Source organism: Vibrio sp. Vb1980, assembly GCF_033338615.1.
Taxonomy (GTDB): domain Bacteria; phylum Pseudomonadota; class Gammaproteobacteria; order Enterobacterales; family Vibrionaceae; genus Vibrio; species Vibrio alginolyticus.
In genome coordinates this window covers 1-14,169 of record NZ_JAWOSZ010000028.1, presented here as the reverse complement: position 1 = coordinate 14,169, position 14,169 = coordinate 1, and the positions used below count along the sequence as shown (strand labels likewise).

Annotated in this window: 10 protein-coding genes and 1 pseudogene; 1 reads left to right on the top strand and 10 read right to left on the bottom strand. The window is 45.6% G+C overall.

All coding sequences use genetic code 11. The features are described from left to right. Nucleotides 1-163: 163 nt before the first annotated feature. The gene (nudC, locus tag R7F64_RS23015; RefSeq protein WP_025768991.1) at nucleotides 164-946 is read right to left on the bottom strand and encodes an NAD(+) diphosphatase; all 783 of its coding nucleotides are present in this window, start codon (nucleotides 944-946) and stop codon (nucleotides 164-166) included. 177 nt (nucleotides 947-1,123) lie between these two features. On the opposite strand from nudC, the gene R7F64_RS23010 reads away from it, so the two are divergent. Then, nucleotides 1,124-1,615 (top strand): Rsd/AlgQ family anti-sigma factor, encoded by a 492-nt coding sequence (locus R7F64_RS23010; protein ID WP_005382515.1) that lies wholly within the window; start codon nucleotides 1,124-1,126, stop codon nucleotides 1,613-1,615. Between the two features lie 173 nt (nucleotides 1,616-1,788). Here the strand turns inward: R7F64_RS23010 and rpoC are convergent, their stop codons facing one another. The 9 genes and pseudogenes from rpoC to R7F64_RS22965 form a co-directional block, all read right to left on the bottom strand. After that, nucleotides 1,789-5,991, bottom strand: coding sequence for a DNA-directed RNA polymerase subunit beta' (gene rpoC, locus R7F64_RS23005; RefSeq protein WP_005382514.1), 4,203 nt, complete (start codon nucleotides 5,989-5,991; stop codon nucleotides 1,789-1,791). A gap of 104 nt (nucleotides 5,992-6,095) precedes the next feature. Next, nucleotides 6,096-10,124: a DNA-directed RNA polymerase subunit beta gene (gene rpoB, locus R7F64_RS23000; RefSeq protein WP_005384685.1), complete on the bottom strand. Its 4,029-nt coding sequence runs from the start codon at nucleotides 10,122-10,124 to the stop codon at nucleotides 6,096-6,098. A gap of 252 nt (nucleotides 10,125-10,376) precedes the next feature. Continuing rightward, nucleotides 10,377-10,745, bottom strand: a complete 369-nt coding sequence (gene rplL / locus R7F64_RS22995; protein WP_005382540.1) for a 50S ribosomal protein L7/L12 — start codon at nucleotides 10,743-10,745, stop codon at nucleotides 10,377-10,379. 57 nt (nucleotides 10,746-10,802) lie between these two features. After that, the gene (gene rplJ / locus R7F64_RS22990) at nucleotides 10,803-11,297 is read right to left on the bottom strand and encodes a 50S ribosomal protein L10 (RefSeq protein WP_005382538.1); all 495 of its coding nucleotides are present in this window, start codon (nucleotides 11,295-11,297) and stop codon (nucleotides 10,803-10,805) included. A gap of 293 nt (nucleotides 11,298-11,590) precedes the next feature. Beyond that, complete coding sequence (gene rplA, locus R7F64_RS22985) at nucleotides 11,591-12,292, bottom strand: 50S ribosomal protein L1 (protein ID WP_005384683.1); 702 nt, start codon at nucleotides 12,290-12,292, stop codon at nucleotides 11,591-11,593. A gap of 4 nt (nucleotides 12,293-12,296) precedes the next feature. Next, complete coding sequence (rplK, locus tag R7F64_RS22980; protein ID WP_005384682.1) at nucleotides 12,297-12,725, bottom strand: 50S ribosomal protein L11; 429 nt, start codon at nucleotides 12,723-12,725, stop codon at nucleotides 12,297-12,299. A 164-nt stretch (nucleotides 12,726-12,889) separates the two neighbouring features. Further along, a complete protein-coding gene (gene nusG / locus R7F64_RS22975) occupies nucleotides 12,890-13,438 on the bottom strand; it encodes a transcription termination/antitermination protein NusG (RefSeq protein ID WP_005384681.1) in 549 nt (182 codons plus the stop codon). Between the two features lie 13 nt (nucleotides 13,439-13,451). Next, nucleotides 13,452-13,832 carry a preprotein translocase subunit SecE gene (secE, locus tag R7F64_RS22970; RefSeq protein WP_005384680.1) on the bottom strand — a complete coding sequence of 127 codons (381 nt, stop codon included), beginning with the start codon at nucleotides 13,830-13,832 and terminating at the stop codon, nucleotides 13,452-13,454. A gap of 266 nt (nucleotides 13,833-14,098) precedes the next feature. Next, a pseudogene (locus R7F64_RS22965) lies at nucleotides 14,099-14,169 on the bottom strand (elongation factor Tu); the annotation flags it as partial.

Sequence of the window (14,169 nt, the reverse complement as noted above, 5' to 3'; positions counted from 1 at the left end):
CTTTTAAATCAATGCTTAATTTGCACCCAATCGGTATCAGTGTTAAAAATTTGTTCGCTAGCGAAAACTACAATTATAAACTGAGTACTTAGTACTCAGCATCTCATAACGACATCTTACTTACCCCCTCCCTCTCGGAGGGTTTTTTTTATCTATTTATCAGTTAATTAGAGTCTATATCTTTCAGCGTTTGTTCGATAAGTGCTCTTGCAATCGTTCCTTTAGGCGCAACAGGCGGCATCTCATCGATACCAAACCATTGTGCATCAGACAGCTCAGTGTAGTCTGGACTTAACTCTCCCGATTCATAGTCAGCTAAAAACCCCATCATCATACTGGATGGGAAAGCCCAAGGCTGGCTGCCAAAGTAACGAATATTTTTAACGAGAATTCCCGTTTCTTCATGAATTTCTCGAGCCACACACTCTTCTAATGTCTCACCGACTTCTAAGAAGCCAGCAATAACCGTATACATACCATTTCGATGCCTTGGATGTTGGGCTAATAAAATCTGATTTTCTTTACGTACAGCAACGATAATACACGGAAATATTCTAGGATAATGAAGGGTGCGACATTCACCACACTGCATGGCTAACTGGTTATTATTAAGAAAGTTTCTTCCTCCGCACTGTGGACAAAAGCGCAAACTTTGCGTCATGTGCCCATATTGCACAGCTTTACTTAACAACATAAATAATGGCTCAGGAAAATGCAGGCAGTCACGCAGGGATACTAAAGGTAGATCATGCTCTAAATCGGCCAAGTTAAGCCACATGACGGGCGAACCAGAATACTCACCAATGGGTCTTGCACTCGTTACTGGCAGTGATAACTGCTCTGCAGACCCGAAGGGCACAGCACCATCCACCAGCCAAATTTCACTTCCTGCAACAACACACCAGTATGCATTTATCGCGCGGTTAACATCACCTTTTCTTAACATTACACCATCCCTTTGCTTGAAGTTCGTTCATTTTACTGGCAATCTAATTTCATACTAGAGTTTATCGTTAAGTAAATGTGCACTCTAAATTCTAGTAAGGACAAGAGTTTGTAATAACTTTACTAACTTTGCTTTGCAAAGGATACGTTCGCCGATGGGCGATCAGATCATGAGGGCATGGTCATGCTAAGAAAATTCAAACAAACACAAGACCAGTGGGGTGGCTCAAGTGATGTCATTGATCACTGGTTAGAGACACGACAATCCCTGATTGTTGAATATTGTAAGCTTGCAGCGCTGCAACCTTGTTCGAAAACCAATGTTATTGAACTCCCATCTCCTTCCGAACTGCAGGATTTCTGTCAGCACCTCGTTGATTACATCTCCGAAGGCCACTTTAAAATTTATGACATGGTTATGGACCGTTGGAAAGCAACCGGCTTTGTCGTGACTAATGAGATCAATCAAACCTATGGTCAAATTGTTCTAACGACTGAACCATTATTGAACTTTAACGATAAGTACTCAGAAGTGACTGAAGATGATGAATTAAATGATTTCGATTCTGATATGTGTCTCATTGGGGAAATTCTTGAGACTCGCTTTGAAGTCGAGGACTATCTGATACAGCAAATCGCAGAAAGCCTGTCTATGCCACCTGGAGCTTAGTATTTGCAAACATTCAGAAATAGAGTGAGAGAAAAGACTGACGATCATCGTCGGTCTTTTTTGTTTCTAGCTTTATCGAAAATCCCACCGGAAGAACAAAGCAGTATAAAAAACTAAAAAGGCACCCGAAGGTGCCTTTTTCTTAAGCTTTTAACGATTACTCGTTGTATGACTTACTCTTCAGAAGAGAAACCAGCGTTTAGAAGTGCCGCTAGGTTATCCGTTGCTTGCTCAGCAGAAGGACCATCTTGCGCTTCAGAACGTTTAGCTTGACGCTCTTGGTGGTATGCGAAACCAGTACCAGCTGGGATCAGACGACCAACAATTACGTTCTCTTTCAGACCACGTAGGTCATCACGCTTACCAGAAACCGCAGCTTCTGTTAGTACGCGAGTTGTCTCCTGGAACGATGCCGCAGAGATGAACGACTCAGTCGCTAGAGATGCTTTAGTAATACCTAGTAGTTCACGTTCGAAACGTGCAGGCTCTTTGCCTTCAGCTTCTAGGTTACGGTTAGCAATCTTAACTTGTGAGTACTCAATCTGTTCACCAGGTAGGAACTCAGAGTCACCAGAGTGGGTAATAGTACACTTACGTAGCATCTGACGAACGATAGTTTCAATGTGCTTATCGTTAATCTTAACGCCTTGTAGACGGTAAACTTCCTGTACTTCGTTAGCAATGTACTGCGTTACCGCGTGTACGCCACGTAGACGTAGGATATCATGTGGAGACTCTGGACCATCTGCGATCACATCACCACGTTCAACTTTTTCACCTTCGAATACGTTCAACTGACGATGCTTAGGAATCATCTCTTCGTAAGCTTCACCGCTTTCACGTGTGATCACTAGGCGACGTTTACCTTTCGTCTCTTTACCAAAGCTCACAGTACCTGTGTGCTCAGCAAGGATTGCAGGCTCTTTCGGCTTACGTGCTTCAAATAGGTCAGCAACTCGTGGAAGACCACCGGTGATATCTTTGTTACCGCCAGACTTCTGAGGAATACGTGCTAGTGTCGCACCAACACCTACTGCTGCGCCATCTTCGATGTTCACAATCGCTTTACCAGGTAGGAAGTAGTGAGCTGGCATATCAGTACCAGGGATCATTACATCGTTACCTTGCTCGTCAACAAGTTTGATAGCTGGACGCATATCTTTACCTGCTGAAGGGCGAGCTGCTGGGTCAGTTACTTCGCTTGAAGATAGACCAGTTAGGTCATCAGTTTGACGAGATACTGTTACGCCGTCGATCATATCTACGAACTGGATGCGACCTGCTACCTCGGTAATGATAGGTAGTGTGTGCGCTTCCCAGTTTGCAACTGTTTCGCCAGCTTGAACTGTATCACCATCGCCTTTGCTTAGTAGCGTACCGTAAGGCAGTTTGTGTTTCTCTTTAGTACGACCAAACTCATCAACGATAGTTAACTCTGTCGCACGAGAAGTGATAACGATCTTACCGTCATCAGCCAATACAGATTTAGCGTTGTGTAGCTTGATAGAACCGTTGTTCTTAACTTGAACACTGTTCTCTGCCGCTGCTGTCGATGCCGCACCACCGATGTGGAACGTACGCATCGTTAGCTGTGTACCTGGCTCACCGATAGACTGAGCAGCAATAACACCCACTGCTTCACCTTGGTTCACTAGGTGACCACGTGCTAGGTCACGACCGTAACATTGTGCACAACAACCGAAGTCAGAATCACACGTTACTACAGAGCGCACTTTCATGCTGTCTACTGAGTTCTCTTCCATGATTTGACACCACTTCTCATCGATCAGGGTGTTACGTGGAATAAGAACGTCTTCAGTGCCAGGTTTTAGTACGTCTTCAGCAACAACACGACCAAGAGCAAGCTCAGAAAGTGCAACTTTAACATCACCACCCTCGATGTGAGGCATCATGTCGACACCTTCGTGAGTGCCACAGTCATGTTCAGTTACAACAACGTCTTGAGCAACGTCTACTAGACGACGAGTTAGGTAACCCGAGTTCGCTGTTTTCAGTGCCGTATCCGCAAGACCCTTACGAGCACCGTGCGTTGAGATAAAGTACTGAAGTACGTTTAGACCTTCTTTAAAGTTCGCTGTGATCGGCGTTTCGATGATTGAACCATCTGGACGCGCCATCAGACCACGCATACCCGCAAGCTGACGAATCTGTGCTGCAGAACCACGAGCGCCCGAGTCCGCCATCATATAGATGCTGTTGAATGACTCTTGCTGTTCCTCTTCACCGTCACGGTTAACTACCGTTTCAGATGAAAGGTTTTCCATCATTGCTTTCGCAACACGGTCGTTGGTCGATGCCCAGATATCGATAACTTTGTTGTAGCGTTCGCCCGCAGTAACAAGACCTGATTGGTACTGTTCCTGGATTTCACGTACTTCTTCTTCCGCTTCTGCGATTTCAGTGTACTTAGCTGCTGGTACAACCATATCGTCGATACCAACAGATACACCAGAAAGTGCCGCGTATGCGAAACCTGTGTACATGATTTGGTCAGCGAAGATTACTGTGTCTTTCAGACCTAGTTTACGGTACGCCTCGTTAAGTAGGTTAGAGATTTGCTTCTTACCTAGCTTTTGGTTAACGATGCTGTACGGTAGACCAGCTGGCACGATTTGCCATAGCATTGCACGACCAACAGTGGTGTCTACCATCTTGGTTTCTGTAGTGCTGTTGCCGTCTTCGTCTACAACAGTTTCTGTAATACGTACTTTAACGCGTGCGTGAAGCTCAGCTTGTTTAGTGCGGTATGCTTTCTCAGCCTCTTCTGGGCCAGAAAGGTACATGCCTTCACCTTTCACGTTGATCTTTTCACGAGTCATGTAGTACAGACCCAATACAACGTCCTGAGAAGGTACGATGATCGGATCACCTGACGCTGGTGACAGAATGTTGTTTGTCGACATCATCAGAGTACGAGCTTCAAGCTGTGCCTCTAGAGTTAGAGGTACGTGAACCGCCATTTGGTCACCATCGAAGTCCGCGTTGTACGCCGCACATACAAGTGGGTGTAGCTGAATCGCTTTACCTTCGATCAGTACTGGTTCGAACGCCTGGATACCTAGACGGTGAAGTGTAGGTGCACGGTTCAATAGTACTGGGTGTTCACGGATTACTTCGTCTAGGATATCCCAAACAACCGCTTCTTCACGCTCTACCATTTTCTTAGCAGCTTTGATTGTAGTCGCAAGACCACGAGTCTCTAGCTTGCTGTAGATGAATGGTTTGAATAGCTCAAGTGCCATCTTCTTAGGAAGACCACACTGGTGTAGACGAAGGTATGGACCTACTGTGATTACAGAACGGCCAGAGTAGTCTACACGTTTACCTAGAAGGTTCTGACGGAAGCGACCTTGTTTACCCTTGATCATATCAGCAAGAGATTTCAGAGGACGCTTGTTAGAACCTGTGATCGCACGACCACGACGACCGTTATCTAGTAGCGCATCAACAGACTCTTGCAGCATACGTTTTTCGTTACGTACGATGATGTCCGGAGCAGCTAGCTCTAGAAGACGCTTCAAACGGTTGTTACGGTTGATCACACGACGGTATAGATCGTTAAGATCAGAAGTCGCAAAGCGACCGCCATCTAGAGGTACTAGAGGACGTAGATCTGGCGGAAGTACTGGAAGTACAGTTAGGATCATCCACTCTGGGTTGTTACCCGATGCGATGAACGCTTCTACCAGCTTAAGACGCTTAGTTACTTTCTTACGCTTAGTTTCAGAGTTTGTTGTCTCTAACTCTTCACGCATTTGTTCTGCTTCAGCGTGCATATCCATAGAACCTAGTAGGTCCTTGATAGCTTCCGCACCCATCTTAGCAGTGAACTCATCGCCCCACTCTTCTAGACGATCTAGATACTCTTCTTCAGTAAGCATCTGACCTTTTTCTAGATCAGTCATACCAGGCTCTGTTACTACGTACATTTCGAAGTACAGAACGCGTTCGATATCACGTAGAGGGATATCCATTAGTAGACCGATACGAGACGGTAGCGATTTTAGGAACCAGATGTGAGCTACTGGTGAAGCCAGTTCAATGTGGCCCATACGGTCACGACGAACTTTAGTTTGTGTAACTTCTACACCACACTTCTCACAGATAACACCACGGTGCTTCAGGCGCTTATACTTACCACAAAGACATTCGTAGTCTTTAACTGGACCAAAGATACGCGCACAGAACAGACCATCGCGTTCAGGTTTGAACGTACGATAGTTGATCGTTTCAGGTTTTTTAACTTCACCGAAAGACCATGAACGGATCATGTCTGGTGAAGATAGACCGATTTTGATTGCATCAAATTCTTCGGTCTTATGCTGTGCTTTTAGAAAGTTTAATAAGTCTTTCACAATCAGCTCCTGTAAGGAGTTAAAAGGAGCTCACTCGCTAAAGTGAGCACCTTCTTCCAAATAATCGCTTTGGTTCTCTCGACTTTCATCAAGAGAGAAAAGGATTACTCTTCGTCTTCTAGCTCGATGTTGATACCTAGCGAGCGGATCTCTTTCAACAGTACGTTGAACGATTCTGGCATGCCAGGTTCCATGCTGTGGTTACCGTCTACGATGTTCTTGTACATCTTAGTACGGCCGTTAACGTCATCCGACTTAACCGTTAGCATTTCTTGTAGCGTGTAAGCAGCACCGTATGCTTCTAGTGCCCATACTTCCATCTCACCGAAACGCTGACCACCGAACTGAGCTTTACCACCTAGTGGCTGCTGAGTTACTAGGCTGTACGAACCAGTTGAACGAGCGTGCATCTTGTCATCAACAAGGTGGTTCAGTTTCAGCATGTACATGTAACCAACAGTTACAGGACGCTCAAACGCATCACCTGTGCGACCATCAAACAGTGTTAACTGACCTGATGTTGGTAGATCTGCTAGCTCAAGAAGTGCTTTGATTGACTCTTCTGGAGCGCCATCAAATACAGGAGTCGCGATTGGTAGACCGCCACGCAAGTTCTTGATCAGAGTACGTACTTCATCATCAGATAGAGAAGCAATGTCTACTTTCTGGCGAGTGTCGCCTAGATCGTAAACTTTTTGTAGGAACTCGCGGAATTTCGCTAGTTCTTGCTGCTCTTTAACCATCTGGTTGATCTTGTCACCGATACCTTTCGCTGCCAGACCTAAGTGTACTTCTAGGATCTGACCGATGTTCATACGCGAAGGTACACCCAGTGGGTTAAGTACGATGTCTACAGGCTGACCTTTCTCATCGTATGGCATGTCTTCAACAGGGTTGATCTTAGAGATTACACCCTTGTTACCGTGACGACCCGCCATCTTATCACCAGGCTGAATGCGACGTTTAACCGCTAGGTAAACCTTAACGATCTTCAGTACACCAGGTGCTAAATCATCACCTTGAGTGATCTTACGACGCTTAGTTTCGAACTTCTTATCGAAGTCGGCTTTTAGCTCATCCCACTGCTCAGCAAGTTGCTCAAGCTGAGTTTGTAGTGCGTCATCTTCTAGCGTTAGTTCTAGCCACTTCTTACGATCAGTTGTGTCTAGTTTCGCTTCAGAGTAACCGCCTTCAATCAATACAGCTTTAACACGGTTTAGAAGGCCGCCCTCAAGAATCTGGAATTCTTCAGTTAGGTCTTTCTTCGCTTCTTTAAGCTGCATCTGTTCGATTTCAAGCGCACGCTTGTCTTTCTCTACGCCATCGCGAGTAAAGACTTGAACGTCGATGATCGTACCTGATACAGAGTTAGGTACACGTAGTGAAGTATCTTTAACGTCAGATGCTTTTTCACCGAAGATTGCACGTAGTAGCTTCTCTTCAGGCGTTAGCTGAGTTTCACCTTTAGGTGTAACTTTACCAACTAGGATGTCGCCACCCTTAACTTCAGCACCGATGTAAACGATACCTGACTCGTCTAGTTTAGACAGAGCAGACTCACCTACGTTTGGAATATCCGCTGTGATCTCTTCAGAACCAAGCTTAGTATCACGCGCCACACAAGTCAGTTCTTGGATGTGGATAGTCGTGAAACGGTCTTCTTGAACTACGCGCTCAGATACTAAGATCGAGTCTTCGAAGTTGTAACCGTTCCAAGGCATGAACGCGATACGCATGTTTTGACCAAGCGCTAGTTCACCAAGGTCTGTTGAAGGACCATCAGCAAGAACGTCACCGCGTGATACAGGCTCACCTGGCATCACACATGGGCGCTGGTTAATACATGTGTTCTGGTTAGAACGTGTGTATTTAGTCAGGTTGTAGATGTCGATACCAGCTTCACCTGGTACTAGCTCTTCTTCGTTAACTTTAACAACGATACGAGAAGCATCTACTGACTGGATTACACCACCACGTTTAGCAACTGCAGTTACACCTGAGTCAACTGCTACGTTACGTTCAATACCAGTACCAACAAGCGGTTTGTCAGCTTTCAGTGTTGGAACTGCCTGACGTTGCATGTTCGCACCCATCAATGCACGGTTCGCATCATCGTGTTCTAGGAACGGGATAAGCGATGCAGCGATAGATACAACCTGGTTTGTCGCAACGTCCATGTACTGAGCGTGCTCACGAGGGTGTAGACCAGATTCACCTTTCTGACGAGCTGTGATCAGCTCATCTGCAAAAGTACCATCTTCGTTTAGCTTAGCGTTCGCCTGTGCGATAACGAATTGGCCTTCTTCGATTGCAGATAGGTAATCTACTTCGTCTGTTACTACGCCATCTACAACGCGACGGTATGGTGTCTCTAGGAAACCGTACTCGTTACAACGCGCAAACGCAGATAGAGAGTTGATCAGACCGATGTTTGGACCTTCAGGCGTTTCGATAGGACATAGACGACCGTAGTGAGTTACGTGTACGTCACGTACTTCGAAGCCAGCACGTTCACGAGTTAGACCGCCAGGACCCAACGCAGAAATACGACGCTTGTGCGTTACTTCTGATAGCGGGTTGTTTTGGTCCATGAACTGTGAAAGCTGTGAAGAGCCAAAGAATTCTTTAACTGCCGCAGAAATTGGCTTCGCGTTGATCAAGTCTTGAGGCATGATTGCGTCAAGATCGCCTAGGCTTAGACGCTCTTTAACTGCACGCTCAACACGTACTAGACCTACACGGAACTGGTTCTCAGCCATTTCGCCTACAGAACGGATACGACGGTTGCCTAGGTGGTCGATATCGTCCACTTCGCCCTTACCGTTACGGATCGCGATCAGCTTCTTCATCACTTCGATGATATCAGTTTCATCAAGTGTGCCTTGCTCTTGAGCATCTTCACGGCCGATAGAGCTGTTGAACTTCATACGACCAACAGTCGATAGATCGTAACGCTCTTCAGAGAAGAATAGGCTTTCGAATAGAGCTTCTGCAGCTTCTTTTGTTGGCGGCTCACCAGGGCGCATCATGCGGTAGATTTCTACCAATGCAGAAATACGATCAACCGTGCTGTCGATACGTAGTGTTTCTGACATGAATGGACCGTGGTCTAGATCGTTCGTGAATAGAACTTCTAGCGCTTTGTGGCCAGCCTGAGATAGGTTCGCTAGTGCTTCCAGGCTGATTTCCTGGTTAGCGTTAACAATGATCTCGCCTGTTGCTTCATTGATGTAATCTTTTGATGCAACTTTACCTACGATGTACTCAACTGGTACTTCGATGTGATCAACACCATCTTTTTCTAGTTGGCGGATATGACGAGCTGTTACGCGACGACCTTGCTCAACGTAAACTTTACCATTTGCTTCGATGTCGAATGACGCAGTTTCACCACGTAGACGATCAGGAACCAACTCCATCAATAGAGTTTGGTCTTTCACTTCGAAGTTCACTTTCTCGAAGAAGATATCTAGGATTTCTTCTGTCGACTTACCTAGTGCACGAAGGATGATCGATGCTGGTAGCTTACGACGGCGGTCGATACGAACGTACAAGTTATCCTTAGGATCAAACTCGAAATCAAGCCATGAACCACGGTAAGGAATAACACGTGCGTTGTATAAAACTTTACCTGAAGAGTGGGTCTTACCCTTATCGCTGTCGAAGAACACGCCTGGGCTTCGGTGCAGCTGGGATACGATAACCCTCTCGGTACCGTTGATTACGAAGGTACCATTGTCTGTCATGAGTGGAATTTCACCCATGTAGACTTCTTGTTCTTTAATGTCTTTTACAGTACCTGCTGGCGCGTCTTTATCAAAGATAACTAGGCGTAGTTTTACACGTAGTGGCTTTGAGTAAGTTACACCGCGGATTTGACATTCTTTAACGTCAAAAACTGGCTCACCAAGACGGTAGCTAACGTATTGCAGCTCAGAATTGCCGTTGTAGCTCTGAATCGGGAATACAGAACGGAAAGCGGCTTCAAGACCGTATTGACCTTCAGGATCCTGTTCGATAAATTTGTCGAACGAATCGAGCTGGATCGATAGCAGGTATGGAATGTCCAAAACTTGTGGACGAGTACCAAAGTCCTTACGGATGCGCTTTTTCTCGGTATAAGAGTAAACCATGGGGTTCCTCAGCTCGCTGATAAGTGACCCAAACTGTCCGCCCGCTCCTAGTTACTTAAGGGGGGTAAGGGACAGTGACTAATATAGCTGTTTACTGTAGTGACATTTCATTTCGTAAGAATGAAATGTTTTTTGCATGGATATCAGGCGCTTAAACAGCGGGAAAATTCGCCTATACCCTACAGCGCAAAAAGGCCGGTGGTTAAAAAACCACCAGCCAATTAGCCGTTAGGCTAAGAAACTATGCAATAATTACTTAACAGCAACAGTTGCACCAGCTTCTTCTAGCTGAGCTTTAAGAGCTTCAGCTTCTGCTTTCTCAACACCTTCTTTAAGAGGTGCTGGAGCGCCGTCTACTAGAGCTTTAGCTTCTTTAAGACCTAGGCCAGTTGCGCCACGTACTGCTTTGATTACAGCAACTTTGTTACCGCCAGCAGCTTCTAGGATTACGTCGAATTCAGTTTGCTCAGCAGCAGCTTCGCCTGCAGCAGCGCCGCCAGCTACAACAGCAGCAGCAGCAGAAACACCGAATTTCTCTTCCATTGCTTCGATTAGTTCAACAACTTGCATTACAGACATTTCTGCAACTGCGTCTAGGATTTGCTCGTTAGTAATAGACATAACAATTCTCTTTTAAGTCAACAATAAGTTTATTAAGCAACCAGTAAAAAGCAAGGCTTATGCCGCTGCTTCTTGTTTTTGATCGCGGATAGCTGCGATAGTACGCGCCAGCTTGCCAGCCGAAGCTTCTTTCATGCACATCATTAGGCGTGCAATTGCTTCGTCGTAAGTTGGTAGTGTTGCTAGTACTTCAGCGTCAGTTAAAGCGCCTTCAAATGCAGCAGCTTTGATCTCGAAATCTTTGTTCTCTTTAGCGAAGTCTTTGAAAAGACGCGCTGCAGCACCTGGGTGCTCATTAGAGAATGCGATTAGAGTAGGACCAGTGAAAGTGTCAGTTAGACACTCGTACTCAGTACCTTCAACCGCACGACGAGCAAGAGTGTTACGAACAACTCTCATGTAAACGCCAGCTTCACGAGCTTGTTTACGTAGAGAAGTCATCGCGCCAACTTGAACGCCACGAGAATCAGCTACAACTGCAGAAAGTGCACCACTGGCAGCTTCGTTGACTTCAGCAACAATTGCTTTTTTGTCTTGAAGGTTTAAAGCCATCTTGGATTTACTCCTGGTTGTCGTTACACCACTCACTATCATCACGACAGTGAGAGCTATTGAGGTGCTTCCCCAGAAGAAAGTTAACTATATTACATAGAGCTTTCTGTCAGTTCGGGCACCATCTACGTAGGATAATTAAGTTTGCTTTTACACAAACACCTACGGTCTTGGACGGAGACTGGGTCTTAATTCATTTCGAACTAGGAGACAGTTCAAAGAACCAAAGTTCAGCCCCAACCACAAATATTAGGCGCAAAATTATACACTAATTTTGCGCCTAAGCAAATAAATTATGCTTGAGTGTTCAGGCTAGCCTGATCAACAGCAACACCAGCACCCATAGTAGTAGAGATGCTTACTTTCTTCAGGAAAGTACCTTTCGCTGAAGATGGCTTAGCTTTCTTCAGAGCAACTAGAAGTGCTTCTAGGTTCTCTTTGATCTGCTCAGCAGAGAAGTTTGCTTTACCGATAGTAGTGTGGATGATGCCGTTTTTGTCGTTACGGTAACGAACCTGACCAGCTTTAGCGTTTTTAACTGCTTCAGCAACGTTAGGAGTTACAGTACCAACTTTAGGGTTTGGCATAAGACCGCGAGGACCTAGGATAGTACCTAGTTGACCTACAACGCGCATTGCATCTGGAGAAGCAACAACTACGTCAAAGTTCATTTCGCCTTTCTTAACTTGCTCAGCAAGATCTTCCATACCTACGATGTCTGCGCCAGCTTCTTTAGCTGCTTCAGCGTTAGCACCTTGAGTGAACACTGCAACGCGGATTTCGCGGCCAGTGCCGTGAGGTAGTACAGTTGCACCACGTACGTTCTGGTCAGATTTACGAGCATCAATGCCTAGGTTAACAGCAACGTCTACAGACTCAACGAATTTAGCAGTCGCTAGTTCTTGAAGAAGAGCAACAGCTTCGTTGATTTCGTATTCTTTAGTTACGTCAACTTTTTCGCGGATTACGCGCATGCGCTTAGTTAGTTTTGCCATCTTATTAACCCTCTACCACTAGGCCCATTGAACGAGCAGTACCAGCGATAGAACGCTTCATCGCTTCGATGTCAGCACCAGTCATATCAGCAGCTTTAGTTTCTGCGATTTCTTGGATTTGAGCGTCAGTTACAGTACCAACTTTTTCAGTGTTTGGACGACCTGAACCAGACTTAACGCCAGCAGCTTTCTTAAGAAGAACAGCAGCAGGTGGAGTCTTAGTTACGAACGTGAAAGAACGGTCGCTGTATACTGTGATAACTACTGGAGTTGGTAGACCTTTCTCAATAGATTCTGTTTTTGCGTTGAACGCTTTACAGAATTCCATGATGTTCACACCGTGTTGACCTAGTGCAGGACCTACTGGTGGACTAGGGTTAGCCATACCAGCAGCAACTTGTAGCTTGATGTAAGCTTCAACTTTCTTAGCCATGATAATTCCTAAGTTTGGGTACAAACGCTAATCGCGGATCAGCTCCCCGTTTGTGTAAGAAACTTTTTACTTCACTTGAAGTAAAAAGGCGCGAAATTATAGTCATAATCCGCGCCTTATACAACCCTAAAAAGGTGATTTTTTATACTCTTTAACGAAGAGTCTTAGTCCAGCTTTTCAACCTGACCAAATTCAAGCTCAACTGGTGTCGCACGACCAAAGATCGATACAGACACTTTCAGGCGGCTCTTCTCGTAATCCACTTCTTCAACAGTACCGTTGAAATCAGCAAATGGACCTTCGTTAACACGTACCACTTCACCCGCTTCGTACATTGTACGCGGACGAGGCGCTTCACTCGCTTTCTCAAGACGATTAAGAATCGCGTCAGCCTCTTTATCCGTGATAGGTGCCGGACGGTCTGAGGTACCACCAATGAAGCCCATGACACGCGGCACACTGCGTACTAGGTGCCATGATTCATCGTTCATAATCATCTGAACAAGGACGTAACCTGGGAAGAACTTACGCTCAGATTTGCGACGCTGACCCGCGCGCATTTCCACTACTTCTTCAGTAGGAACCAGTACTTCACCGAATAGCTCTTCCATGCCGTGCATTTTGATATGCTCGCGCAGAGATTGAGCTACACGACCTTCAAATCCAGAGAAGGCTTGAACCACATACCAGCGTTTTTTTGGAGCTTCACTCATGAATAAAAACCCTCTATACCCCAGTTGCTAGAGCTACTAGACGAACCATAATTCCGTCAATACCCCATAGCACTAGAGCCATTACAATACTTACAGCTAAAACGATCAGTGTTGTTTGCATGGTTTCTTGGCGAGTAGGCCAAACAACTTTACGTACTTCCATACGAGATTCTTTTGCAAAACTGATCGCTGCTTTACCTTTAGTCGTTGTTGCTGCAACGCCTAAGGCAGCTGCAATAAGAACAACAACGCCTGCAGCACGAACCACTACAGACATTTCACCATACAGGTAATTACCCACAACAGCGGCAGCTGCCAATACGAAAGCGGCTACCCACTTAAACGTATCTGCTGCGTTTGAGCTATCAGGAGTTTCAGCATTATTTGCTTTCATAAAACCAACCTGTTACAAGTCTTAATATAGACGACAACAACCCCGCTGTTGCAGGGCAAACTCCATATCGCTGAAAAAATCAGCGTACTCTTCTTAAGATTAAGCCTCTTTGCTTAATCTTGCTCTGCGCCCAACCCACTTCTGAACAAGAAAACAGCAAAAATAATGTTGAGTGCAGAAAAAGGGCATCAAATGATGCCCTTTTTGCTACTGGTTCGTCAAATCTAATTCAAGATTTTCCGAAAGCATCGCTAATTCGCTATGAATTAGTCGAAGATCTTAGCAACAACACCAGCACCTACTGTACGGCCACCTTCACGGATCGCGAAACGTAGAC